This window comes from Sphingopyxis sp. 2PD (assembly GCF_005503695.1).
In the GTDB taxonomy this organism is placed as follows: Bacteria; Pseudomonadota; Alphaproteobacteria; order Sphingomonadales; family Sphingomonadaceae; genus Sphingopyxis.
The window spans coordinates 285,535-310,779 of record NZ_SCMU01000001.1 but is presented as its reverse complement, the minus strand read 5'-3'; the positions used below and the strand labels follow the sequence as shown (position 1 = coordinate 310,779).

21 protein-coding genes, 1 tRNA gene and 2 riboswitches are annotated in these 25,245 nt (G+C 66.6%); of the genes, 15 read left to right on the top strand and 7 right to left on the bottom strand.

Annotated elements, in window-relative coordinates; all coding sequences use genetic code 11:
- The 13 genes from ftsA to FFS18_RS01295 all read left to right on the top strand — a co-directional run bounded on the left by ftsA (nucleotide 1) and on the right by FFS18_RS01295 (nucleotide 15,392).
- Complete coding sequence (gene ftsA, locus FFS18_RS01355) at nucleotides 1–1,257, top strand: cell division protein FtsA (RefSeq protein ID WP_137869448.1); 1,257 nt, start codon at nucleotides 1–3, stop codon at nucleotides 1,255–1,257.
- 153 nt (nucleotides 1,258–1,410) lie between these two features.
- A complete protein-coding gene (gene ftsZ / locus FFS18_RS01350; RefSeq protein WP_137869447.1) occupies nucleotides 1,411–2,880 on the top strand; it encodes a cell division protein FtsZ in 1,470 nt (489 codons plus the stop codon).
- 75 nt (nucleotides 2,881–2,955) lie between these two features.
- Nucleotides 2,956–4,839 (top strand): SPOR domain-containing protein, encoded by a 1,884-nt coding sequence (locus tag FFS18_RS01345; protein ID WP_137869446.1) that lies wholly within the window; start codon nucleotides 2,956–2,958, stop codon nucleotides 4,837–4,839.
- A 253-nt stretch (nucleotides 4,840–5,092) separates the two neighbouring features.
- A complete protein-coding gene (locus tag FFS18_RS01340) occupies nucleotides 5,093–6,265 on the top strand; it encodes a deoxyguanosinetriphosphate triphosphohydrolase (RefSeq protein ID WP_137869445.1) in 1,173 nt (390 codons plus the stop codon).
- On the top strand, nucleotides 6,258–6,905 hold the full coding sequence (locus tag FFS18_RS01335; RefSeq protein ID WP_137869444.1) for a Rossmann-fold NAD(P)-binding domain-containing protein: 648 nt from the start codon (nucleotides 6,258–6,260) through the stop codon (nucleotides 6,903–6,905). The genes FFS18_RS01340 and FFS18_RS01335 overlap by 8 nt, the downstream gene beginning before the upstream one ends.
- A 61-nt stretch (nucleotides 6,906–6,966) precedes the next feature.
- Nucleotides 6,967–7,068, top strand: a riboswitch (glycine riboswitch).
- Nucleotides 7,069–7,173: riboswitch (glycine riboswitch) on the top strand.
- A 54-nt stretch (nucleotides 7,174–7,227) separates the two neighbouring features.
- The gene (gene gcvT / locus FFS18_RS01330; RefSeq protein ID WP_137869443.1) at nucleotides 7,228–8,394 is read left to right on the top strand and encodes a glycine cleavage system aminomethyltransferase GcvT; all 1,167 of its coding nucleotides are present in this window, start codon (nucleotides 7,228–7,230) and stop codon (nucleotides 8,392–8,394) included.
- 3 nt (nucleotides 8,395–8,397) lie between these two features.
- Complete coding sequence (gene gcvH, locus FFS18_RS01325; RefSeq protein WP_137869442.1) at nucleotides 8,398–8,769, top strand: glycine cleavage system protein GcvH; 372 nt, start codon at nucleotides 8,398–8,400, stop codon at nucleotides 8,767–8,769.
- An 84-nt stretch (nucleotides 8,770–8,853) separates the two neighbouring features.
- Nucleotides 8,854–9,636: a glycosyltransferase family 2 protein gene (locus tag FFS18_RS01320; RefSeq protein ID WP_137869441.1), complete on the top strand. Its 783-nt coding sequence runs from the start codon at nucleotides 8,854–8,856 to the stop codon at nucleotides 9,634–9,636.
- Nucleotides 9,637–9,639: 3 nt separating this feature from the next.
- Nucleotides 9,640–10,998, top strand: a complete 1,359-nt coding sequence (gene gcvPA / locus FFS18_RS01315) for an aminomethyl-transferring glycine dehydrogenase subunit GcvPA (protein ID WP_137869440.1) — start codon at nucleotides 9,640–9,642, stop codon at nucleotides 10,996–10,998.
- A gap of 32 nt (nucleotides 10,999–11,030) precedes the next feature.
- Nucleotides 11,031–12,545: an aminomethyl-transferring glycine dehydrogenase subunit GcvPB gene (gcvPB, locus tag FFS18_RS01310; protein WP_249340253.1), complete on the top strand. Its 1,515-nt coding sequence runs from the start codon at nucleotides 11,031–11,033 to the stop codon at nucleotides 12,543–12,545.
- Nucleotides 12,546–12,646: 101 nt separating this feature from the next.
- The gene (locus tag FFS18_RS01305) at nucleotides 12,647–13,093 is read left to right on the top strand and encodes an ABA4-like family protein (protein ID WP_120218253.1); all 447 of its coding nucleotides are present in this window, start codon (nucleotides 12,647–12,649) and stop codon (nucleotides 13,091–13,093) included.
- Entirely contained in the window at nucleotides 13,093–13,731 is a 639-nt protein-coding gene (locus tag FFS18_RS01300) for a DUF938 domain-containing protein (protein ID WP_137869438.1), read from the top strand. The genes FFS18_RS01305 and FFS18_RS01300 overlap by 1 nt, the downstream gene beginning before the upstream one ends.
- 101 nt (nucleotides 13,732–13,832) lie before the next feature.
- On the top strand, nucleotides 13,833–15,392 hold the full coding sequence (locus FFS18_RS01295) for a fatty acid--CoA ligase (RefSeq protein WP_137869437.1): 1,560 nt from the start codon (nucleotides 13,833–13,835) through the stop codon (nucleotides 15,390–15,392).
- A gap of 263 nt (nucleotides 15,393–15,655) precedes the next feature.
- Here FFS18_RS01295 and FFS18_RS01290 read toward each other — a convergent pair whose 3' ends face one another.
- Both FFS18_RS01290 and FFS18_RS01285 read right to left on the bottom strand, forming a co-directional pair.
- Nucleotides 15,656–16,273, bottom strand: coding sequence for a glutathione S-transferase family protein (locus FFS18_RS01290; protein ID WP_137869436.1), 618 nt, complete (start codon nucleotides 16,271–16,273; stop codon nucleotides 15,656–15,658).
- A complete protein-coding gene (locus FFS18_RS01285; protein WP_137869435.1) occupies nucleotides 16,270–17,208 on the bottom strand; it encodes a DMT family transporter in 939 nt (312 codons plus the stop codon). Before FFS18_RS01285 ends, FFS18_RS01290 begins: the two co-directional genes overlap by 4 nt.
- Nucleotides 17,209–17,300: 92 nt before the next feature.
- On the opposite strand from FFS18_RS01285, the gene FFS18_RS01280 reads away from it, so the two are divergent.
- Nucleotides 17,301–17,376, top strand: a tRNA-Trp gene (locus FFS18_RS01280).
- Between the two features lie 93 nt (nucleotides 17,377–17,469).
- Complete coding sequence (locus FFS18_RS01275; RefSeq protein ID WP_137869434.1) at nucleotides 17,470–17,790, top strand: DMT family transporter; 321 nt, start codon at nucleotides 17,470–17,472, stop codon at nucleotides 17,788–17,790.
- A 5-nt stretch (nucleotides 17,791–17,795) separates the two neighbouring features.
- Here FFS18_RS01275 and nagE read toward each other — a convergent pair whose 3' ends face one another.
- The 5 genes from nagE to FFS18_RS01250 all read right to left on the bottom strand — a co-directional run bounded on the left by nagE (nucleotide 17,796) and on the right by FFS18_RS01250 (nucleotide 25,151).
- A complete protein-coding gene (gene nagE / locus FFS18_RS01270) occupies nucleotides 17,796–19,478 on the bottom strand; it encodes an N-acetylglucosamine-specific PTS transporter subunit IIBC (RefSeq protein WP_137869433.1) in 1,683 nt (560 codons plus the stop codon).
- Nucleotides 19,475–21,964 carry a phosphoenolpyruvate--protein phosphotransferase gene (gene ptsP, locus FFS18_RS01265; protein WP_212743005.1) on the bottom strand — a complete coding sequence of 830 codons (2,490 nt, stop codon included), beginning with the start codon at nucleotides 21,962–21,964 and terminating at the stop codon, nucleotides 19,475–19,477. Before ptsP ends, nagE begins: the two co-directional genes overlap by 4 nt.
- A 53-nt stretch (nucleotides 21,965–22,017) precedes the next feature.
- Entirely contained in the window at nucleotides 22,018–23,178 is a 1,161-nt protein-coding gene (nagA, locus tag FFS18_RS01260; protein ID WP_137869432.1) for an N-acetylglucosamine-6-phosphate deacetylase, read from the bottom strand.
- Nucleotides 23,175–24,212, bottom strand: a complete 1,038-nt coding sequence (locus FFS18_RS01255) for an SIS domain-containing protein (RefSeq protein ID WP_212743004.1) — start codon at nucleotides 24,210–24,212, stop codon at nucleotides 23,175–23,177. The genes nagA and FFS18_RS01255 overlap by 4 nt, the downstream gene beginning before the upstream one ends.
- A gap of 201 nt (nucleotides 24,213–24,413) precedes the next feature.
- Complete coding sequence (locus FFS18_RS01250; protein ID WP_137869431.1) at nucleotides 24,414–25,151, bottom strand: GntR family transcriptional regulator; 738 nt, start codon at nucleotides 25,149–25,151, stop codon at nucleotides 24,414–24,416.
- Nucleotides 25,152–25,245: the final 94 nt, after the last annotated feature.

Below are 25,245 nucleotides of genomic sequence, written 5' to 3'. Positions count from 1 at the left end.
ATGGCCCCGCCGCGCATCGAAAAAATCATTACCGCGCTCGATGTCGGGTCGTGGAAGGTGTGCGCGCTGATCGCGGGGCAGGCCGCCGACGGCCAGCTGCATGTGCTGGGTACCGGGCAGCGCGAAAGTCGCGGGGTCCAGCGCGGCTATGTCGCCGACATGGAGCAGACCGAACATATCGTGCGCGAAGCGATCGAGCAGGCCGAGCGCATCGCGGGGCTCAATATCGACGATGTGTGGGTCAGTTTTTCGGCGGGCGGTTTGCTCAGCGACGTCGCGCCGATCGAAAGCGAACTCGGCGGCCATCGGATCGAGAAAGAGGATATCGACGACCTGCTTGCCGCGGGCCGCGCCGGGATCGACCCCGAAGGCCGCATGATCCTGCACGCGCAGCCCGCGCTTTACACGCTCGACGGCCTGACGGGGGTGAAGAACCCGATCGGGCTCCACGCCGACCGGCTGGGCGTCGACATCCATATCATCATGGCCGACGGCGCCCCGGTGCGCAATCTGGAGGCGGCGGTGCGGCAGGCGCATCTTGACGTCAACGCGGTGGTCGCGTCGCCGATCGCGGCAGGGCTTGCCTGCCTGTCGGACGAGGAACGCGACCTTGGCGTCGCGCTGGTCGAACTTGGGGCTGCGGTCACCACGGTCTCGCTTTATGCTGGCGGGATGCTCGTCGAAATGGCGTCGCTGCCCTTTGGCGCGAGTGACATCACTGACGATATTGCGTCGGCCTTTGGCATAAGGCGCAGCCAGGCACAGCGGCTGCAGAGCTTTTACGGCTCGGCATCGGCCAGCCCGCGCGACAATAACGAGGTCATCGAGCTGGAACCCGGCGCGCCGACGAGCGGGGATTCCCCGCGCATCACCCGCGCGCAATTGGTCTCGGTGATCCGCCAGCGTCTCGACGCGATGATGGGCGAGATTGGCCGGACACTCAAAGACCTGCATTTCGTTGGCCCCATCGGGCGCCAGGTGGTTCTGGTTGGCGGCGGCGCCGACCTCAAAGGCATTGCCGATTACACCCAGAGCGCGCTCGGCCGCGCCGCGCGCGTCGGCAGGCCGCGCGGACTGCACGGACTGCCCGATGCGCACAGCGGCCCCGCTTTCGCGACGCTCGCCGGTCTGGTTCTCTATGCCGCGTCGGACCCCGTCGACCTGCGCGATTTGCCGATGATGTCGCAGGATGTCTATCGTCCGGCGAGCACTTCGATCCTGCATCGGTTGATGGCAGCGTTAAAAAGCAGTTTTTAGCGGTGAAACGCGAAAAAAGGTTAATTTTTTGGGTGATTCCCACGTCACAATAGTGCAATGCGGGTTAAGAAAACCGGGCGGCGGGACACCCGCCCGTTCGGGTCGCAAGGTTGGGGAAGCGGCACCTGTCCGCCGCTGCAGGGAGACTTTTTGATGAGCATCAATATTGGCCCGCCGCAGGTCGACGAACTGAAGCCGCGCATTGCGGTGATCGGCGTCGGCGGTGCCGGCGGCAATGCCATCGCGAACATGATTGCGGCGCGGGTCGAGGGGGTTGATTTCATCGTCGCCAATACCGACGCGCAGGCGCTGAACGCATCGCCCGCCGAACGGCGCATCCAGCTGGGGACGCAGATCACGCAGGGGCTGGGCGCCGGTTCGCGACCCGAGGTTGGCCGCGCGGCCGCCGAGGAGAGCATCGCGCAGGTCGAGGAAGCTTTGAACGGCGCGCACATGTGCTTCGTCGCCGCGGGCATGGGTGGCGGTACCGGCACGGGGGCGGCGCCGGTCATCGCCAAGGCGGCACGCGATCGCGGCATCCTGACCGTCGGCGTCGTCACCAAGCCCTTCACCTTCGAAGGCGCGCGCCGCATGCGGTCGGCGGACTCGGGCATTGCCGAGCTGCAGGACCATGTCGACACGCTGATCGTCATTCCGAACCAGAATCTGTTTCTGGTCGCCAACCCCAACACGACCTTCAAAGAAGCCTTCACCATGGCGGATGAAGTGCTGCAGCAGGGCGTGCGCGGGATCACCGACCTGATGGTCATGCCCGGCCTGATCAACCTCGACTTTGCCGACGTGCGCAGCGTGATGCGCGAAATGGGCAAGGCGATGATGGGCACCGGCGAAGCCGAAGGCGATGGCCGTGCGCTCGAAGCCGCACAGAAAGCGATCGCCAACCCGCTCCTCGACGGTGTTTCGATGGCGGGGGCCAAGGGCGTCATCATCTCGATCACCGGCGGCGAGGACATGCGCCTGATGGAAGTCGACGAGGCCGCGAACCATATCCGCGAGCTGGTCGATCCCGACGCCAACATCATCTGGGGCAGCGCGTTCAACGACAGCCTGGACGGCAAGATCCGCGTCTCGGTGGTCGCGACCGGTATCGACAGCAGCGGCGAAATGGCAGCGCAGGCTTCGCCCGCAACGCGCAGCTTCTCCTTTGCTCCGGCGCGCGCCGCGGCGCCGGCGCCGGTGGCCGAGGAGGCGTTTGAACCGGTTGTCGAGGAAGAGACCGTTGCTGACGCACCCGCCGAAGAGGCGAACGATCCTGCGCCCGGCTTTTCGCTGAGCGATACGGTCGAGGCCGAGGCGCCTGCCGCCGAAGACGAGCCGATGGAATTGTCGCAGGTCGCCGCCAGCTATGACGATACGGCGGAAGAACTGGTGCTCGATGCACCCGAAGCGCCTGCGGCCGATTATCGGTCAGCGCCTGCCGCAGCATCGGATGGAGGTGCCGGGGCTGCCGCGGAATCGCCGGCACGCGCGATCGGTGGTGGAACCTTGTTCGAACGTATGTCGCGCCTTTCGCGCGGCGCCACCGCGCCCGAGGGTGAGGCGGCCGACAAGGAAGACGGGGTCGACATTCCGCGCTTCCTGGGGCGTCAGAACAACCAGTAACGGGGCTAGCGAACGGCCGCCCACCGGGCACGGCGGGCCGGAAAGCGGGATGATTTGCCCATGCGGCAAGCAAAAATGACGGCAAGGCCGGCCCGCGCGCGGCTTTGTTCCGGCGCATTCGGCGCGCTGTTGTTCGGGCTGCTGGCGGCGCCTGCGTTCGCGCAGGTGACGCCGCCCGACGCCGCGACCAAGGCGGCAATGGAGAAGCGTACCGCGGCGCGGACGTTGCTGTCGTCGGCGCTCGCGCGGATTGCGTCGAACAACAGCGATCCACGCGCGCTACTCGACGCCGGGCGGGCATCGATCGAGTTGGAAGATTATCGTGCGGCGCTCGGCTTTCTGGTCCGCGCCGAGCAGGCGAGCCCGCGCGATGGCGCGATCAAGGCAGCGCTGGGATCGGCAGTGGTTCATATGGAAAACCCGACCCGCGCCCTCGATTATTTTGGCGAGGCGCAGCTGCTCGGCGCGCCCGAGCGGCTGTTTCTGGCGGACCGTGCGCTAGCCCGCGATTTGCTGGGGCAGCAGGATGCGGCCCAGCGCGATTACCAGCTGGCGCTGTCGATCGCTCCGAACGACGAACTGACGCGGCGCTATGCCCTTTCGCTCGGGATCAGTGGCGAGGCCGATCGCGCGATCCAGATGCTGACGCCGCAATTGCGGGCGCAGGATCGCGGCGCTTGGCGGTTGCGCGCAATGATCCTGGCGATGAACGGCCGCGACGGCGAAGCAACCGAGATCGTCAACGCAACGATGCCGCCTGCGATGGCGCAGAATATTCTGCCCTATCTGACCCAGATGGACCGGCTCAATCCGGCGCAGCAGGCCGCAGCCGCCCATTTCGGGCGCTTCCCGAACGGCCAGCTTGCGGCGAAGCGCAAGCCGGTGCAGGTGGCCGCCGCGACGCCATCTCCGACACCGCCCGCGACGTCGACCCGGCGCCCCAGCGCTGGCACCAGCCGCCCGCCCGCCGCGTCGGTCGCTGCGACGCCGGCCCCGACGCCCAGCACGCGGCCAATCGGGCCCGCCTATGCCCAGCCGCGCGAGTCCGCGCCGCAGCCTGCATCACCCCCAAAGCCAACGCCCGCTCCAACGACGCGCGCCGCACAATCGCCGGTCGCCTTGCCGGATGGGCCTGCGTCGTCGGGGCCGCCCGTCTTGCAATCGACATTGCGCCAGACGCTTCGCCCCGCCGTTTCCCCCTTGCCAGAAAAAGCATCCGATATCGCGGCGGGGTCGGCAGTCGCGGCAGGACCGTCACCGGCGGCTGCAAACCCCGATCCGGTCTTCACCGCACAGAGTGGCGCGCGCGAAGTCGCTCCGGGCTTCTCGATCGCCGACGTTGGGACCAGCGGAGCCGTCGCGGCAGCGAACATGGCAACCACATCGCGCGATGCTTCGCCATCCGCGCCAACGCCCGCCGCAGTATCCAATTCTTCGGCGCCCGCTCCCGCTCCCGCTGCGGTTGCACCACTGGCGTCGCTTGCCGACATCGTCGGGTCGATCGAGATTCCGCCGGAGGAACTGAACCAGCCCGACAATGCGATCGGTGCCGACACGCTCGCAAAATTGCTCGAAGACAAGCGACGCGCCGACGCGGCGGAGGATGCAAAACGCGAAAAGGACGCGGTTGCGGCGAAAGCCAAGGCTGAGGCCGATGCAAAGGCCAAGGCCGAAGCGGCAGAGAAAAAGGCCAATCCGGCGCGCATCTGGGTACAGGTCGCGACCGGTGCCAATGCGCGGGCACTCGCGACCGACTATGGCAAATTCGCGAAGAAAAGCCCCGACTTGTTCAAGGGCAAATCGGGCGCGACCGCCGAATGGGGCCGGACCCGCCGCTTGCTGGTGGGGCCGTTCAAGGACCGCAAGGCGGCGCAGGACTGGCTGACGGGTTATAAAAAGGCGGGCGGCGACGGGTTCCTGTTCAACAGCGAGGCGGGCCAGGCCGTCGATCCGATTTAGGGCCAGAATCCGCCATTTGCGCCTTCGAGGTTTGAAGCGATTTTGTTCAGGGCAAGGAAGCGAGACGCAGGCATATGAAGATATTCCAAGGCTCGCTGACGAAATCGGTCAAATCCCGAAGGGACGTCGAAATGGCTTCGATCTCGTCCCCGCGCGGCCTTGCGGATGGAACCACCATCAGCGGCGGCCACGCGAAGACGATATCTTCGCCATTGCGACGCCTCGAAGACGCAAATGGCGGATTCTGGCCCCTATGAGCGTCGCCGATTGCGCCAGCAACCCGGCGCAAAGTCGCGGGCGACGCTATGCCGAGCAGGGCCGCGTCGTTCGCGGCCCGCGCGACGATTTCCAGCGCGACCGCGACCGCATCATCCATTCGATCGCCTTTCGCCGCCTGCGCCACAAGACGCAGGTTTTTGTCGCCCCCGACGGCGACCATTATCGCGTCCGCCTGACCCACAGCATCGAGGTCGCGCAGATCGGTCGCGGCATCGCGCGCGCACTAGGGCTGAACGAGGATCTGACCGAGGCGCTTTGTCTGGCGCACGACATCGGGCATCCGCCCTTCGGTCATGCGGGCGAAGATGCGCTGAAGGCGGCGATGGCCGAGCATGGCGGTTTCGACCATAATGGCCATACGCTGCGCACGCTGGCGCAGCTCGAATGTCCTTATCCCCGTTTCGACGGTCTCAACCTGACGTGGGAGACGCTCGAAGGGCTGGCCAAGCATAATGGCCCGGTGACGAACCCCGGCTGGGCGCTGGCCGCGATCGACGATGATTTCCGCCTCTACCTTGACAGCCATGCCAGTCTTGAGGCGCAGATTGCGGCGGTCGCCGACGACATTGCTTATGACAATCACGACATCGACGACGGTCTGCGCGCGGGCTTGCTCGACCTAGATCAGCTGATGGAGCAACCGTTTGTTGCCGCCAATTTCGGCGCCGTCGAGGGCCGCTTCCCCGGCGCGCCGCGCGACCGGTTGCTGCGCGAATTGGTGCGCGATCAGATCGGGGTCATGGTCAACGACGTCATCGCCGCGACCGCCGCCAATGTCGCGGCTGCCGGCGTCGCGAGCGTCGCCGACGTGCGCGCCGCGGGCCGACCGCTCGGCGGCTTTTCGCCGGAGCTTGCGGCGCAGGAGCGCGAGCTGAAACGCTTCATGTACGCCAATCTCTATCATCATCCCGAACAGATCGCGGCTGCCGAGGCTGCGAACCAGGTCGTCGGCCGCTTGTTTGCCGCCTACGCCGACAATCCGGGGCTGATGGGCGAGGATTGGTCCGCGCGGTTGCCCGGTGAAGAATGCGCGACAACGCGGCATATTGGCGATTATATTGCAGGAATGACCGATCGGTTCGCGATAGACCGCTACGCCGAGATTTTTGGCCGCGAAGCGGTGCCCGAAGCGCTGGCGCATGTCTGACGTGCTGATCGTCGGTGCGACCGGGCTGATCGGACGCGCGGTGATCGACGCTTTCGGGAATCGCGGCATCACGATCGTCGCGCGCCGACCGGTCGAGGGGCTGGCGCCGCATCATGTAACGCGCGTCGCACCGCCACACGACTGGCCCCACGTCATCGCCGACGAACGCCCCGCGGTCCTGATTTGCTGCCTTGGCACCACGATCCGCCAGGCGGGATCGCAGGCGGCGTTTCGCGCGGTCGACCATGACCTCATCCTCGCTGCGGCAAAGGGGGCGCGGCAAGGCGGCACGGGGCACATGATCGTCGTCAGCTCGGTTGGGGCGTCGGCAAAAGCAGGCAATTTCTATCTGCGCACCAAGGGTGAGACCGAGGATGGCCTGCGTGCGCTCGGGTTCGACCGGCTCGACCTGATCCGTCCCGGGCTGCTGACCGGCGATCGGCCCGGGCCGCCGCGACTGGGCGAGGGGCTGGCGACGGTCGCGGCGCCGCTGATGGATGCGTTGCTGCACGGTTCCCTTCGTCGCTATCGTTCGATTCCCGGTGACAAGGTCGCCGCGGCGATCGTCCGGTTGGCGGGGCAGGGCGGTTCGGGCGTGCATGCCCACGAAAACGACGCGATCCGCGCGCTCGCCGATTGACTCCGCCCGGGGGCAGCGCCAAGGCTCGCAGCGTCTGTCGGGCCTCCCCTAAAGAGATTCGACCGGCCGCGCGGGAGAGCGTGAGGGCAGGGCAACCGGCGCCTCACCACCGAAGGAGCAACCGCCCCGGAAACTCTCAGGTCAGCAGGACCGCGCAGGCTGGAACGGACACTCTGGAAAGCGTTCCGGCTCATTGCTGGGACCACCGAAGGGGTAACCCCGGCGCGCCGGGGGAAAACTCTCAGGTTCCCGTGACAGAGGGGGCATGGCGAAAGGCGCGGCACCCCGCCGCGCATCCGCCGTGCAACCGCGGGAGACTGACATGACCGAAACCGAACAACTGGATGAGGACGGCGCGATCGCGGCAGCGACCGAGGTGCTGCCGCTCGACGCCTGGCACCGCGCGAAGGGCGGACGGATGGTCGAGTTCGCCGGCTACTGGATGCCGATCCAATATGAAGGCATCATGGCCGAACATCTGTGGGTGCGCGAAAACGCCGGACTATTCGATGTCAGCCATATGGGGCAATTGCTGCTGTCGCACGCGGGCGGCGACAAGGCAGCGCTCCATGCCGCGGTCGAGACCCTGCTGCCGATCGACCTGTCGACGCTGCAGCTTGGAATGCAGCGCTATTCGCTGCTCTTGGCCGAGGACGGCGGCGTTCTCGACGACCTGATGGTCTCGCGCTGGCCCGACTATCTGTATCTGGTCGTCAACGGTGCCACCAAATGGGACGACATCGCCCATCTGCGTGAGCATCTGCCCGACGACATCGTGATCAATCATCTTGACGATCAGGCGTTGCTGGCGCTGCAAGGCCCCGGCGCGGCGGCGGCGCTGGGCCGCCACGTGACCGGAGAATGGCCACTGTCGGCGCTCGTTTTTATGCGCTTTGGCGCGTTTCAGATCGGCGGCGTGCCGGCGACGATCAGCCGGTCGGGCTATACCGGAGAAGACGGGTTCGAGATTTCGATCCCAGCCGACGCCGCGGCAACCGTGGCCGATCTGTTGTGCGCTGAGCCGGAGGTCAAGCCGATCGGGCTGGGGGCGCGCGACTCGCTGCGGCTTGAGGCGGGGCTGCCGCTCTATGGCCATGATCTCGACCCGGCGATCGATCCGGTCGAGGCTGATCTGGCGTTCGCGATCAGCAAACGCCGGCGTGAGGAAGGCGGCTTCCCGGGTTCCGCGCGCATCCTCGGTCATCTCGCAGACGGCGCCCCGCGCAAACGGGTCGGCCTGCTTGTCGATGGCAAAATGCCGGTGCGCGAAGGCGCAAAATTGTTCGATGGCAACACCGAAATCGGCGTCGTGACGTCGGGCGGCTTTGCGCCCAGCGTCGGCGCGCCGATCGCGATGGGCTATGTGCCGACCGGATTGTCGGCGCCGGGGACCGCCGTCGCGGCCGAGGTGCGCGGCAAGCGCGTCGCCTGCACCGTCGCCGCCATGCCCTTTGTTCCGCATAATTATGTTCGTAAAACAGGAGCTTGACCGATGCCGCGTTACTATACCGAAGAGCATGAGTGGATCGATGTCGACGGCGACGTCGCAACGGTCGGCATCACCGATTTCGCGCAGGGCCAGCTTGGCGACATCGTGTTCGTCGAAGTCCCCGACACCGGCGCCGAGCTCAGCCAGGGCGGCGACGCCGCGGTGGTCGAATCGGTCAAGGCGGCGAGCGACGTGTACGCCCCGGTCGATGGCACGGTGACCGAAGGCAACAGCGCGCTCGAGGAAGATCCCGCGCTCGTCAACTCGGATCCCGAAGGCGAAGGCTGGTTCTTCCGACTGACGCTGAGCGACAAGAGCCAGCTCGACGGCCTGATGGACGCCGCCGCGTACAAGGCGTTCTGCGACGCGCTCTAGCGATTTCATCCCTTCCCCTTGGGGGGAGGGGTTTATGGAGAAAATGCAATCGCCACGGACGCCGCCCTTGCCAACTGCCGCCTGATGGTGGCGACCCCGATCTATGAGGGGGCGCAGGGGACTTATGTCCGCGCGGCGCTCGCGCTCGCGCTGCGCGCCCAGGCGGCGGGCATTTCGGTGCGCTTCGAGTTCATCCTCTACCAGCCGTCGATCACCCGCGCGCGCAACATGCTGACCGCGATGTTCCTGGCGAGCGATTGCACGCATTTGCTGTTCATCGATGCCGACATCGATTTTTCGGCCGACGACGTGTTTTCGCTAGTGCGTGCGATGGAGGCGAACCCCGACTGCGGGGTGCTCGGCGGCGCCTATCCGCGGCGGATGATCAACTGGGCCAATGTCGCGCGCGCGGTGGAACAGGGGCTGGCGAAGGGTAACCCGGCGGACCTGGCGCGCTATACCGGCGACTTTGCGCTGCATTTCCTGAATCCCGAGCAGAATTTCAAGCTGACCGACCTCGTCGAATTGACGCGGCTCGGCACCGCGATGATGCTGATCCGCCGCGCAGTGCTGGAAGGCATGGCGGCGGCGCTGCCCGACCTCGTGTTCCGGCCCGACCCTGCCGAGCGACAGGCGCATGGCGTCGGTGAAATCGTCCCGGCCTTTTTCTGCCCCTATATCGAGCCCGAAAGCCAGGCGCTGCTTTCCGACGACTATGCCTTTTGCCGCCGCGTGCGCGATGCAGGCTTTCGCATCTGGCTCGCGCCGTGGATTCGCACGACGCACGCCGGCCCGGCGATCTTTTCCGGCACTCTTGCCGACACCGTTCAGCTTTTCTCCCCAAAACCAGATTCTTCTGTGGAGTAGTTCATGCGTTATCTCCCCCTCACGTCCGATGACCGCAGCGCGATGCTTGCGACCATCGGAGCTGCCTCGATCGACGATCTGTTCGCCGATGTTCCCGTCGATGCCCGGCTCGACGGCCCGATCGCGGGTCTGCCGCTGCACGCCAGCGAGCTCGCGGTCGAACGCCACATGGCGGCGCTGTCGCGCCAGAACCGCGCGGCGGGCGACGGTCCCTTCTTTTTGGGCGCCGGGGCGTACCGCCACCACGTCCCCGCCAGCGTCGATCATTTGATCCAGCGCGGCGAGTTTCTGACCGCCTACACGCCGTACCAGCCCGAAATCGCGCAGGGCACGCTCCAGATGCTGTTCGAATTCCAGTCGCAGGTCGCGCGCCTGCTCGGCACCGATGTCGCCAATGCATCGATGTACGACGGATCGACCGCCTGCTGGGAAGCGATCGTGATGGCGCGGCGGGTCACCAAGCGGAACAAGGCGCTGCTGTCGACCGGTCTGCATCCGCATTACCGCAGCGTCGCGCGCACGATGGCGAAATATACCGGCGACGTGCTGGTCGATGGCGACCCAGGCCTCGACGCGGGAACCGACTGGGCGGCGCTTGCTGCCAGCATCGACAAGGATGTGAGCTGCGTCGTCGTGCAATATCCCGACATTCTCGGCCGCATCGACGATATGACCGCGCTCGCCGCGGCGTGTCAGACGGCGGGCGCGCTGTTGGTGGCGGTGGTCACCGAACCCGTGGCGCTCGGGCTGATCAAGGCCCCGGGCGAAATGGGTGCCGACATCGTCGTGGGCGAAGGACAGTCGCTGGGCGTCGGGCTGCAATTCGGTGGGCCTTATGTCGGCCTGTTTGCCTGCAAGTCCAAATATGTCCGCCAGATGCCGGGGCGCCTCTGCGGCGAGACGGTCGACGCGAATGGGAAGCGCGGGTTCGTGCTGACGCTCTCGACGCGCGAGCAGCATATCCGCCGCGAAAAGGCGACGAGCAATATCTGCACAAATTCAGGACTCTGTGCGCTGGCCTTCAGCATCCACATGACCTTGCTCGGCGAAGCGGGGCTGCGCCAGCTTGCCGCGATCAACCATGGCCGCGCGAAAAAGGCCGCGGCCGAACTCGCCAAAATCCCCGGCGTGTCGGTGATGAACGACAGCTATTTCAACGAATTCACCCTGCTGCTGCCGACGGAGGCGCGCCCGGTGGTCCACAAGCTGGCCGAAAAGGGCGTCCTTGGCGGCGTTTCGCTTGGCCGCCTCTATCCCGACAATGCGGCGCTCGCGAACGGCCTCGTCGTCGCCGTCACCGAGACGGTGACCGAGGATGATATTGCCGCCTTTGCCGCGGCGCTGAAGGAGGTGCTGGCATGACCGCGCTCAACCGCGCCGGCTGGCGCCCCGAAATGAACGTCGCTGGCGGCGCCGACGACACCGCGACCTTTACCGGAAACCGCGCGCTGATGCTCGAGGAAGCGCTGATCTTCGAGATCGGCGGGGCCGAAACCACCGGGGTCGATTTCGACGAAGCGGCGCCTGCCGCCGACCTTGGCGCGCTCGCGCGCACCGCGCCGATCGGCCTGCCGGGCCTCAGCGAAGCCGAAACGGTGCGCCACTACACGCGCCTGTCGCGCCAGAATTACGCGATTGACCTCGGGCTGTTCCCGCTCGGCAGCTGCACGATGAAGCATAACCCGCGCCTCAACGAAAAGGTCGCGCGGATGCCGGGCTTTGCCGACGCGCATCCGCTGCAACCGCAGGAGACGGTGCAGGGCGCCTATGCGGTGATCCACGAGCTTGCCGAATGGCTGATCACGCTGACGGGTATGCACAGCGTCGCGATGTCGCCCAAGGCCGGTGCGCATGGCGAACTTTGCGGCATCCTCTGCATCAAGGCCGCCTTGGAAGCGCGCGGCGAGGACCGCCGCGTGATCCTTGTTCCCGAAAGCGCGCACGGCACCAACCCGGCGACCGCGGCCTTTGCGGGCTTCACCGTCGAGGATATTCCCGCGACCGAAGCGGGCCGCGTGAACCTCGAGGCGCTGAAGGCGCGGCTCGGCCCCGACGTGGCGGGGGTGATGATCACCAACCCCAACACCTGCGGCTTGTTCGAGCGCGAGATGAAGGCGATCTCCGACGCGGTCCACGCCGCGGGCGGCTATGTCTATTGCGACGGCGCCAATTTCAACGCGATCGTCGGGCGGGTGCGCCCCGGCGACCTCGGCGTCGACGCGATGCACATCAACCTGCACAAGACCTTCTCGACCCCGCACGGCGGCGGCGGACCCGGTTCGGGGCCGGTCGTGCTGTCGGAGGCGCTCGCCCCCTTCGCGCCGCTGCCCTTCGTCACGAAGCAGGGCGAAGGCTTCCGCCTGATCGAAGAGGAAAGCGCGGGCGAGGATCATCCGCAGACCTTTGGCCGCATGACCGCTTTCCACGGCCAGATGGGCATGTTCACCCGCGCGCTGACTTACATCCTCAGCCATGGCGCCGACGGGCTGAAGCAGGTTGCCGAGGATGCGGTGCTCAACGCCAACTATGTGCTGCGCAGCCTGGAGGACGTTCTCGACGCGCCGTTCGCGGCGTCGGGTCCGTGCATGCACGAGGCGCTGTTCAGCGACAAGGGGCTCGCCGAAGGCTTCTCGACGCTCGACATCGCCAAGGGGCTGATTGACGAGGGCTATCATCCGATGACGGTCTATTTCCCCCTCGTCGTCCACGGGGCGATGCTTGTCGAGCCGACCGAGACCGAGAGCAAGGCAGCGCTCGACCAGTTCATCGGCGCGCTGCGCAGCATCGCGATGCGCGCGCGCAATGGCGACCCGGCGCTGAAAACCGCCCCGCATTTCGCGCCGCGCGCGCGGCTGGATGAGACGGCGGCGGCGCGCAAGCCGGTTTTGGCTTGGGAGGGTGATCTATAATCGATCGTCATCCCGGCGAAGGCCGGGATCTCGCCGGTGCGTCATGATGATAGGATGAGATCCCGGCCTTCGCCGGGATGACCGATAAAGGGGAGGGCGCGATGAGCTGGGACACAATCTTTCTGATCGCCAACTATTGGGCCGTTGCGGCGTGGATCGCGCTCGCCTTTCTGCCGCGCGGGCCAAAGATATTGGCGTTGATCCTCTATGCCGGCGTGTTCCTGCTGTGCCTTACCTATACGGTGATGATTGTCGGTTTCCTGACTGGCGGCATCGATCCCGGTGGGCCTGGCGGCGGTGATTTCACGACGCTGGCGGGGGTGATGAAGCTGTTCGATAGTCCCGGCGGCGCGACCCTCGGGTGGGTTCATTATCTGGCGTTCGACCTGTTTACCGGCATGTGGATCGCGCGCGACGCCGACCAAAAGGGGTTCAGCCGGGTCGCGCAATTCCCCTTTCTGCTCCTGACCCTGATGGTCGGCCCGGTCGGGCTGTTCGCCTGGCTGATTGTGCGCGACCGGCGCGCGCGGGCGCAGGCCAAGGCGTAATGGCGTCATCACCGCCGTGGATGCCGAGCGACGGCGGCAGGGACGACAAACGCCACGCCCCGGCAACGCTGCGCAACCGCGATGCGATCGCGGCGGTGCTGACCGAATGGCTGCCGGCGAGCGGCACGGTGCTGGAGGTCGCGAGCGGATCGGGCGAGCATGTCGTCCATTTCGCTGCGGCCTTCCCGGCGCTCGACTGGCAACCGAGCGATCCCGATCCCGCGGGACGGGTCTCTATCGCTGCCTGGTGCGCCGAGGCTGCGTTGGCCAATATCGCGCCGCCGCTGGCGCTCGATGCGGCGGCGGCAGACTGGCCGCTCGATCGGGCCGACGCCATCCTGTGCATCAATATGATCCACATCAGCCCTTGGGCGGCGACGCTGGGGCTACTGGCGGGCGCGGCGCGGTTGCTCGCGCCGGGGGCGCCGCTCATCCTCTACGGCCCCTATATCGAGACCGACGTGCCGACGACCGACAGCAACCTAGCTTTCGACGCCAGCCTACGCGCGCGCGATCCGGCGTGGGGGCTGCGCCAGCTCGACGACGTCAAGGCCGCCGCTGCGGCGGCCGGACTGCGCTTTGCCGAACGCCTCGCCATGCCCGCCAACAATCTGATGCTGCTCTTTCGCCGCACCTGACGTTGCTGACAGGGTTGTCGATACGCGCTTTACCTGTCGCGTACAGCCGCTAGCCTTTCCCCAATTGCGCGCCAAAGATGCGAATCGAGGAGAGAGAACCCATGCCCCGCGACGTTTCGGAGCTTTTCACGTTCGATGAATTCCTGACCCATTGGGCCAGCGAGCGTCCCGACCGCGTCGCGCTGCGTGAAGAAGATCGCGTCTATAACTACGCACAGCTCGACGAAGCGACGGCGAAGGTCGCGTCGGCGCTGATTGCCGCGGGCTTGGGCAAGGGCGACCGGATCGCGTGGATCGGCAAGAATAGCGACCTCTATTTCATCCTCTTCTATGGCGCGGCGCGCGCCGGGATCGTGATGGCGCCGATCGGCTGGCGGCTGTCGCCGACCGAATGGGCGTTCATCGTCAACGATACCCAGGCAAAGCTGGTGTTCGCGGGACCGGGGTTCGAAACGATAGCCGATCAGCTGGCTGGCAAGCTCGACCACGCCCCCAGGATCGTCGACGCCGCTGCCGCGCGCGCGATGATCGATGGCGCGGCGCGGACTGCGTTCACGCCTTCGACGGCGCATGATGCGGTGCTGCAACTCTATACCTCGGGCACGACCGGCAATCCGAAGGGCGCGGTGCTGTCGAACCATAACCTGTTCGCGCTGCGCAAACATTCGAACGACCTCGACCTGCCGTATACCAAATGGGAGGATGATGAGGCGGTGCTGGTCGCGATGCCATGCGCGCATATCGGCGGCACCGGGCTCGGCATCATGGCGCTCGCCGCAGGGCTGCCCGGCATCATCCTCGCCGAGTTCAACCCCGACGGGGTGTTCGACGCGGTCGAGCAACATGGCGTAACGCGCTTTTTCATGGTGCCCGCGGCGCTGCAGTTCCTGCTCATGCACCCGCGCTGCGCGACGGTCGATTACAGCCGCCTCAAATATATCCTGTACGGCGCCGCGCCGATCCCGCTCGAATTGCTGCGCCAGTGCATCCAGATGTTCGGGGCGCAGTTCATCCAGGCCTATGGGATGACCGAAACGACCGGCACGATCTCGATGCTGCCGCCCGAGGATCATGATCCCGCGGGCAATGCGCGGATGCGGTCGGCGGGCAAGCCGCTGCCGGGGGTCGAGATCAGGATTTTGGGATCAGATGGCGCGGAAGTTCCGGTGGGCGAGGTGGGCGAGGTGGTCACCCGATCGTCGAACAACATGCTGGGATATTGGAACCTGCCCGAAGCGACGGCAAAGACCGTCGATGCCGACGGCTGGATCCGCACCGGCGACGCGGGCTATATGGACGCCGACGGCTATCTGTTCATCCACGACCGGATGAAGGACATGATCATTTCGGGCGGCGAGAATATCTATCCCGCCGAGGTCGAGAGCGCGATCTTTGGTCACCCTGCGGTGCAGGAGGTCGCGGTGTTCGGCATCCCCGACGACAAATGGGGCGAGACGGTGAAGGCGGTCTGCGTCGCCAAGCCCGGGATGACGATCGACGAAGCCGACATCATCGCCTGGACGCGCGAACGCATCGCGCCCTTCAAATGCCCGCGCAGCGTCGATGTGATTGATGCGTTGCCAAGGAACGCGAGCGGCAAGATTTTGCGCAAGGATCTGCGCGCGCCATACTGGGCGGGATATGAGCGGATGGTGAATTGACGGGCGGCAGCTAGCGACCGATTGCGGACATAGCCGATCCTCCCCCAACGGGGGAGGGGGACCACCCGAAGGGTGGTGGAGGGGCACAGGCGGTTTACGCGGCGCTGGGCGAGAAGAGTCAAGCGTTCCGGGAACGTAGCAATGGAGCACGACTTCGGCGGCAAGGCAAACCGATGGTGCCCCTCCGCCAGCTTCGCTGGTCCCCCTCCCCCGTTGGGGGAGGATCGCTCCGTCCGCTCACCACCCCAAGGCAGACGTCGCGGCTAAACCCTCTGCCGCTCCCGCGCCCGCACAAACCCCTCACGCGCCATGCACCGCGCCAGCCATGCTTTGGTGGCCTCGCCCAGCACATCTTCCGCCCCCAGCGTCGTCGCCAGAAACGCCGCATAGCCGATCGCAATATCGGCAATCGTAAAGCGCCCCGCGACCAGCCATTCGCGCCCGTCGGCCAGAGCCGCCTCGATGCTCTTTGCGCGCCCGCCGAAGAAGGCCTTATAGTCCTCGACCGCCTGCGCCAGCCGCCGCTCTTCGGGCTCGACCCGTGTGTAACGGATGATGATCGCGAGTGGGAAGGTCAGCGTCGCGTCACTGCGGTGCAGCCAGTTGCGATAGTCCCAATAATCACCTTCGTCGCGGCGGACTTCCAGCGGCGTCCCCTCGGCAATGCGCTCGCAGATCGCTGCCGATTCGGTCATCAGCCGCCCGTCCTCGACCCAGCCGGGGATCGTCATCAGCGGGTTCACCGCGCGATAATCGGGCTCGAACGCACGCGGCGGGAATTTCAGGACGCGCAGGTCGACGTCGATCCCGGCTTCTTCGACCGCCCACAGGCAGCGAAGCGAGCGGGCGTCGGGGCAGTGGTACAATATGGGGCGCGTCATGCGGCAACCTCCTTCGGTCGGGTGATGTGGCGGCGATGCTCGCGCCAGGCGATGAACAGCCCCGACGCGACGATCAGCGGCGCGCCGACCCATGTCGTGTCGGCGGGCAGGGTGCCAAAGAACCACCAGCCCGCAGCGATCGCCCACAGCAGGCTGGAATAATCCATCGGGATCACGACCGACACCGGGGCAAGGCGCAGCGCGCCGGTCAGCGACATTTGCGCGACCGCGCCAAGGAAGCCGAGCGCGATGAGCAACAGCCACTCCCCGCCGTCATGCGGCGTGATGACAAAGGGCAGGGCGATGCCGAGCGGGATCATCGAGAGCAGGCTGAACCAGAAGACGATTGTCGCGGCGGCTTCGGTGCGGCCAAGGTCGCGGACGGCAATGGTGATCAGCGCGGTCATGATCGCGCCGCCCAGCGCGACGAGGGTGCCGAGTGCGCGGGTGCCATCGAACCCGCCCGCAAAGCTTGCAAACGGATCGATTACGACGAGGACGCCGACAAAACCGATGATCACCGCGCTCCACCGCTGCCACCCTGTGGCTTCGCCGAGCAGCAGCGCGGCAAAGATCACCGCGAAGATCGGCACCGAAAGGCTGATCGTCGTCGCTTCGGCCATCGGTAGCAGGATCATCGCGCCGAAATTGCATGCCATGCCGGTCAGCCCCATCAGCATCCGGCGCGTGTGTGCCCCGATGCGGTGGGTCTTGAGTGACGCGAAACCGCCGGTCGCCTTCACCCAAAGGAGCAGGAAGGGCAACACCAGCGCCTGTTGCCAGAACAGGCTTTCGACGATGTGGATGCCTGCGCGGTCGATATATTTGACCACCACGAACATCAGCGACAGGCTGGCCATGGCGAGAAGGCGGAGCGCGATGCCGCCGAGATAGTTTTGCGGCGCGGCGGCGGAGGGGGCGGCGGCGGATGTCATGCCGCTCTGCGCATATCAGGCGAGTGCGCGCACGCAAGCCGTGATCCCCCTTGCCCCGCCTCTGCAATCGGGCTAGGGGCGCACTCCGGCCTAGGGGTATAGCTCAGTTGGTAGAGCATCGGTCTCCAAAACCGAGGGTCGCGGGTTCGAGTCCTGCTGCCCCTGCCAGGCCATAAATCACCAAGAGGCCACGTCCTCGCCTGCATCATGGGCAGGCTTTCAAGTCCGGGACGGCCCGGCAGCCTTGAATGGGAGGCTGTCATGGCCTGGATCTATCTCGCAATTGCTGGTGCGCTCGAAATCGTCTGGGCGTTTTCGATGAAACAGTCGGACGGCTTTACCAAGCTTGGCCCGTCGCTGCTCACGCTGGTCGCGGCCTTCGCCAGCTTTGCGTTGCTGGCGCTGTCGATGAAATCGCTGCCGCTCGGCACCGCTTACACGATCTGGACCGGAATCGGGGCGGTCGGCGCATTTGTCGTCGGCATCCTCGTGCTGGGCGAACAAGCGAGCGCGATGCGGATATTTGCCGCGGTGCTGATCGTCAGCGGCCTCGTGTTGATGAAATTGTCGGCGCCCGCCTGATCGGTTCAGATCAGGATATGACAGACGCCCGGCTGCGGGCGGACAATTCCGCGCGTCAGTTGCGCCAAGGCACCCTCGTCGATCCGTGCCGCGTCGGTCAGTTCGACGCGGTAGCGGCCATGGAGAACGCGGACGGCGCGGACATTGTCGTTGCCGCCGAGCGCAGCGGCGATCTCGTCGGGCAGGGCGACCGGCTCGACGTCGCGGCTCGCCGGTTGCGCATCCGCGGCCGGGGCGACGGCCGCGCCGCCTGACAGCGCGCCGCGAATTTCCTCGGCGACCAGATCGGCGATCGGACCGAGCACGACCTGTGCCGCCTTGTCGGACGGGCGGATGATGCCGCGCGCACCGAGCCGCGACAGCGCGACGTCGTCAATCGCGTCGTTGTCGGCGACGATCAGGCGGAGCCGAGTTGTACAGGCATCGACGCTGACCAGATTGGCGGCGCCGCCCAGCGCGGTGACAAAGGCGTCGCCGCGCGCGCTCCCGGCGGTGGTCGCCGCGGCCTCGGCGACCTCGCCTTTTTCGCGGCCCGGGGTCGGCAAGTCGAAGCGGCGGATGAAAAAGCGGAACAGCCCGTAATAGAGCGCCGCGTAGACGGCGCCGATCGGGAGCAGCAGCCACGGCCGCGTCGCGAGGCTGAAATTGAGCACATAGTCGAACAGCCCCGCCGAAAAGCCGAAGCCGAGCCGGATGCCGAGCGCGTCCATCAGCGCCATCGACACGCCCATCAGCAGCGCGTGGATCGCGTAGAGCAGGGGCGCGACGAACATGAAGGTGAACTCGATCGGCTCGGTCACTCCGGTCAGAAAGCTCGTCAGCGCCAGCGATAGCAGCATGCCGCCGACCGCTTTGCGTCGTTCGGGCCGCGCCTCGTGATACATGGCGAGGCATGCGGCGGGCAGGCCGAACATCATCACCGGGAAGAACCCCGACATGAAAGCGCCGGCGTCGGGGTCACCCGCGAAGAAACGGCGCAGGTCGCCCGTTGCCCCCGCAAAATCGCCGACGACGAACCAGGCGGCATTGTTGATGATATGGTGCAGCCCGGTGACGATCAGCAGCCGGTTGAGCGTCCCATAGACGAACAGCCCTACGCCGCCGCTTTCGACGACGGTGCGGCCGGCGGTGTCGATCGCGCCGCTGATATGTGCATAGCCATAACCGAGCACTGCCGCGAGCAGCAGCCCGGCGACCCCGCTGGCGATCGGCACGAAGCGGCGACCGCCAAAGAAAGCGAGATATTCGGGCAGCGCGATCGTCGCGAAGCGGTTGTAGAAATTGCCGCCGATCAGGCCGGACAGGATGCCGATCGGCACCTCCAGCTTGTCGATCTGGCTCAGTGCCCAGGTCTTTCCGGCGAGCGCCGCGGCGGCTTCGGGCAACCCGGCGCCAACATCGGGCGGCGCAATCAGAAAGGTCTGCGCGCCCGTTGTGGTTACCAGGTAGCAGACGATGCCCGCCAGCGCGGCGGCGCCATTGCCGTCGCGCGCAAACCCCACCGCGACGCCGATCGCGAACAGGATACCCAGATTGTCAAAGATCGCGGCGCCCGCGGCGGAGATGAAGGCGATGTCGAGCAGGTCGGGCTGGCCGATGCGCAGCAACAGACCCGCGATCGGCAGCACCGCGATCGGCAGCATCAACGCGCGGCCGAGCGGCTGGAGCGTTTCGAGCATCTTCCTCATCGACGTGTCTCCTCGAAAGCGCGGGAGAGCGCACGAACTTCGGCGGCCGACTTGCATTGCAGCGCGAGTTCGGCATGCGCGCGCGCTTCGCTCAGCGTCAGGCCGCGGACGATCTGCTTCGCCTCGGCGACGAAGCCGGGGACCGCCGACAATTCGGTGACGCCCAGCCCGATCAGGATCGGCAGCGCCGCCGGATCCGACGCGAGCCCGCCGCACACCCCGACCCAGCGCCCGCGCGCAGTGGCGCGGCGACAGGTTTCGCCGATCAAGCGGAGCACGGCAGGATGCATCGCGTCGACCCCGGCGGCGACCGCGGGATTGCCGCGGTCCATCGCCAACACATATTGGGTGAGGTCGTTGGTGCCGATCGACAGGAAATCGGCCTCGAGCGCGAGCAGGTCGGCGGTCATCGCGGCGGCGGGGGTCTCGACCATCACCCCGACCTCGACGGGCGTAAAGATCGCCATATCGCTGCGCAGCCGGTCGACGAGCGTGCGGACCTGCCGCAACTCGTCGATGCTGGCGACCATCGGGATCATGATCTTGCACGCGCCCACGGGCTCGACGCGCAGGATCGCGCGGAGCTGGGTTTCGAGCAAGTCGGGCCGGGCGAGCGCGACGCGGATGCCGCGCTGGCCGAGCGCCGGATTTTCTTCGGCGGCAATCGGAATATAGGCGGCGGGCTTGTCGCCGCCGATGTCGAGCAGGCGGATGATAACAGGCTTGCCGGGCAGCGCGTCGGCGATCGCCTGATAGGCGGCGTGCTGTTCGTCCTCCGACGGCGCGGTCTCGCGATCGAGGAACAGAAATTCGCTGCGGACAAGCCCCGATCCCTCGGCGCCCTGCGCCGCGGCGAACTGCGCGTCGGCCTCGCTACCCAGATTGGCGCAAATCTCGATCCGCGTCCCGTCGGCGGTGCGGCAGGCTTCCTGTGCCGCGGCCTGCGCGGCGCCGCGCCGCGCGGCACGCTTCGCCAGCCGCGCGGCAAAGGCAGCGGCGTCGGCGGGGGAGGGGCGCAGCGTGACATGGCCGAGTTCGGCGTCGAGCAGCAACGGCGCATCATCCTCGATCGCGCCCAGCGCAGCGCCCATCGCGACGAGCGCGGGCAGCCCCATTCCGGCGCACAGGATTGCGACGTGCGACGTCGGCCCGCCACGCGTCAGGCAGACCCCGGCGGGATTCGCAGCGGCGAGCGCCACCAGCTGCGACGGCAACAGGTCGTCGGCGACGATGATCGCGCCCGCGGCGATCGCGGCGGTTTCGAGCGGGGTTCCGGTCAGCGCTGACAGCAGCTGCCGTTCGACGTCGACCAGATCGTCGATCCGTTCGATCAGATGCGCGTTGCCGGTCGCGCGGATCGCGTCGATCTGGTCATGGATCGCGCCGCGCCAGGCAAAACCGGCGCTGCGTCCCGCGGCGATCCGCGCGTCGGCGCCCGCAATCAGTTCGGGATCGTCGATCAGTGCAAGATGCGCCTGCATGACCGCCGCGATGCTGGCGTCGTCGCTGTCGGCGCGCGCTGCAATATGCGCGCGTACCGTATCGCGCGCCGCCAGCAGCGCGGCGCGTTCTTCCGCCGCGCCGACGCCCTCGCTCGCTACCGCAATCTCGGCCTGCCGCAGCCGCGCCGCGGGTCCCATCGCGAGCCCGGGCGATGCGATCACGCCGCCGATTTGACCAGCTTGCAGGGTAGTCCTCGGGGGTGCGGCCGCCGACGGCGCAGCAGGCGCCGTCTCGCCCATGTCGGTCGCCAGCAACGCGGCGATGGCCGCCAACGCTGCCTCGGCGTCGTCGCCGCGCGCCTGCACGACGACCTCGTCGCCGAACCGCGTGCCGAGCGCGAGCAGCGCCACGGTGCTGCGGGCGTCGCCGCGCTTGTCGCCGTTCAGCAGGTGCAGCTCGGCCTGAAATCCGCGCGCGGCTTCGCAGATCCGCGCGGCAGGCCGCGCGTGGATGCCGTGCGGCAGCGCCAGCTGCACCGTCTGTTCGATCACAATCCCGTCGTCCGAGCTGCGCCGGACGTTCGCCTGCACGGGAACCAGCGTCATCAGCGCCTCGCACGCGCTGATCGCGCAGTCGGTGCTGCGGCGGCTGATCGCAAAGGCTTCGGCATTGGTGACGATCACCGGGGTGATCAGGCTGGGCGCCGCGAGCGCGACGGCGTCTAGGTCAAAGCGAATCAGCGGGTCACCGCGCGCGACGGTCTGGCCGATCGCCACCAGCGGCGTGAAGCCTTCGCCCTTCAGCATCACGGTGTCGAGCCCGATATGGATCAGCACCTCGGCGCCCTCGGCGCTGCGCAGCGAAATCGCATGCCCGGCGTCGTGCAGCGTCACCACCTCGCCGTCGAACGGCGCGACGATCGTGTCGCCGAGCGGCTCGATCGCCACGCCGTCGCCCATCATGCGCTGGGCGAATACGGGATCGGGAACGCTGTCCAGCGTCGTCGCCCACCCTCTGAGCGGAGAGGTGATGATCAGGCTCATCCATCTAATCCCCAAAACTTCCGCCGCTTTTTTTGTGCGGCTTGATTATCATTCTACGCGCGGGACAGGTCCGGTACGGTGTCGGGCGCAATCCGTCCGCCGATCCACGTCGCACGCGGATCGAGTTCGCTGCCCAACCACACCCAGTCGGCGCGCTGCCCCGGCGCGATCGCCCCGTGGCTGCCCTGCAGCGACAGGAAAGCAGCGGGGGTGGCGCTGGCCATCGCCGCCACGTCGGTCACCGGCAGTCCGGTCACCTCGACCGTCTTGCGCAGCGCCGCCGCCATGTCGAGATGCGTCCCGGCAAGCGTTCCGTCCTCAAAAATGCAGACGCCGTCCTTCACCGCGATACGCTTGCCCTGCAGGGTGAATTCGCTGTCGTCGGTGCCGACGCTGGGCATCGCATCGGTGACCAGCATGACGCGCTCGATGCCCTTGGCCTTGATCGCTAGCCGGACTACCGCGGGGTGGAGATGGACGTCGTCGACGATCAGGCCGCAATAGCTGTCCGAATCGAACGCGGCGCCGACCGCGCCCGGCGCGCGGTGGTGCAGCGGCGACATCGCGTTGAACAAATGGGTAAAGCCGGAAAGTCCCGCGCCGATCGCACGCTGCGCCTCGTCATAGGTCGCGTCGCTGTGACCGGCGCTGACGATCACGCCGTGGCGAACGAGGGTGCGAATATCTTCTTCGGCGCAGAGTTCGGGCGCCAGCGTCAGCATCACGCGCCCGCGATGCGGGGCGGTGAGCGTGGCGAGCGTCTCGGCGTCGAGGCGGCGGATGCGATGCGCCTCGTGGATACCGCGCTTGACCTCGTTGATGAACGGTCCTTCGATATGGATGCCGATCACCCCCGGCACCCCCTGTTCGATCGCGGCATCGACCGCAGCCATCGCGGCGGCGATCTGGGCCGGGGTGTCGCTGATCAGCGTGGGCAAGAATGCGGTGGTGCCGAACTGGGCATGCGCGGCGCCGATTGCTGCAATCGCCTCGACGTCGACCTGATCGTTGAACAGAACGCCGCCGCCGCCATTGACCTGCGTGTCGATGAAGCCAGGGAGCAGCCAGCCACCCGCCAGATCGACTACATGATCGGCGGACGCTGGTCCGGCCGGGGTGACGGAGGTAACGACGCCATCGGCGACAGCAATATCTGCCGCGCCGACGGCGCCGTCCGGCAGTGCGACCCGGCCGTTGTGAAAGCGATAGATCATAAAGTCTCGGTAACCTTGTTCAGATGCGGAGGCGAGTCGGGGTTGCACCCGCGCGCCAGCGCCAGCGCGCTCGCCATGCGATAAAAGCTCTGGATCGTCAGGATCGGCTCGATCGCCGGATGTGCGGCGATGGTGGGCAGGTCACCGACCGCAGGATCGGCAAGCAGCACGGTCGCACCGCGCTGGCGAAATTCGGCGACCGTATCGCGGACGCTGATCGCGGCGCGATCGGTGCCGCCCAGCGCCAGCACATGAAAGCCCTTGCCGACGATGGCCATCGGTCCATGGCGCACTTCGGCGGCGCTGAACGCTTCGGCATGAAGCGCTGACGTTTCCTTGAATTTGAGCGCCGCCTCTTGCGCGGCGCCAAGGCCATAGCCGCGGCCAAGGACGAACAGGTTGCTCGCGCCGCGATAGGCCGTGACGGCGGCCGACCAGTCGAGAGCAAAGGCGTCGGCGAGGCTGGCCGGCAGCGTATCGAGCGCCGCATCGAGCGCGGCATCTTGTGACCAAGCGGCGACAAGCGCCGCGATCGCCGCCAGCGAGCAGATATAGGATTTGGTCGCGGCGACCGATCGTTCGACTCCCGCTGACAGCGGGATTACGACGTCGGCGACCTTGGCGAGCGGGGCGTCGGGCGCATTGACCAGCGCGACGACGAACGCGCCAGACGCGCGCTGCTGTTCGACCGCCGCCAGCAGGTCGGGGCTTTGGCCCGATTGCGAAATCGCCAGACACAAGCGGTTGCCGACTAGTGAGGGAGCATCATAGAGCGATGCGATCGACAGCGCCGCCGATGCGGTCGGCGTCCCGGTCAGCGTTTCGATCAGATATTTGGCATAGGTCGCGGCATGGTCCGACGAACCGCGCGCGCAAGTGACGACGGCGACCGGCGGCGCGGCGTGAAGGCGGCGCGCGATGGCGGCAAACGCATCGCGGTTCGCCTCCAGCATGCGCGCGACCGCTGCCGCCGCCTCGCCCGCTTCCTCCTCCATCAGCGTGTGTCGTCCGTCTCGCGCGGCGCTCAGCGTCATCAATCTGGCCTCCCGATCGAGCGGCTCGCGGCGGCTCGATATATTGGTACTATATAGGTTATATATAGCTCATCAAGATGTATGTTCAAAAAATCGGCTCAGCCGATCTGGCGACCCTTGGGATCGCACGCGCGACGCGGCGCGCACGGCGTCGATCAGCGCGCCGCGCTGGCATCAATGCCTCGGTATGTCAGGGCTGGGCTAGCCGTTCAGCTCCGCCACGACGTCATAGGCGTCGCCGCGATAATAGCTTTGGGTGAATTCGGCGGTGCGCCCGTCGGCCAGAAAGCCGCGCCGTTCGATGAACAGCCCCGGCATACCCGGCTCGATCCCCAGAATGTCCGCCTGTTCGGCGGTAAAGGCAATGGCGCGCAATCGTTGCAACGCGCGCGCGGGCAAATGGCCCGCGGCTTCCAGCGCTTCATATAGCGACGCATCAACGGCTTCGACCGAGGGCAGGCAATAGGCTGGGATCGTCGCATATTCGAGCGCCATCGACGTGTCGTCGGCATAGCGAATGCGGTGGAAGCGATAGACGAGTGACCCTGGCGACAGCCCCAGCGACAATGCCTCTTCGGGCGTCACCGCGCCGGCCGTCTTGCTGATCCATTCGCTGTGCGGCTTGCGGCCGCGCGACACCATATCCTCTGAAAATGAGGTGAGCTTGGAGAAGCTTTTCTCGACCCGGGGACGCGTGACAAAGGTCCCGGCGCCGCGGCGCCGCGCGACGATGCCATCGGCGACCAGCCCGTCGATCGCCTTGCGCACGGTGATGCGCGACACGTCGAATTCCTCGGCCAGATCGCGCTCGGTGGGGATCGCCTCCTCCGGCCTGACCAGCTGCCCCTCGATCGCGCCGCGCAGAACCTTCTGCAATTGCAGATAAAGTGGGGTCGGGTCGTCCTTGTGGAGCGGACCCACGCGTTCGATCAATGACAACGACCTTGCTCCACCTGATTGCCCCGGCGCAATGGCTATAAGGCCAGCGCCGCGATCATATGTGTTGCATTGGTATCGTTGCGTCAATCTTTGT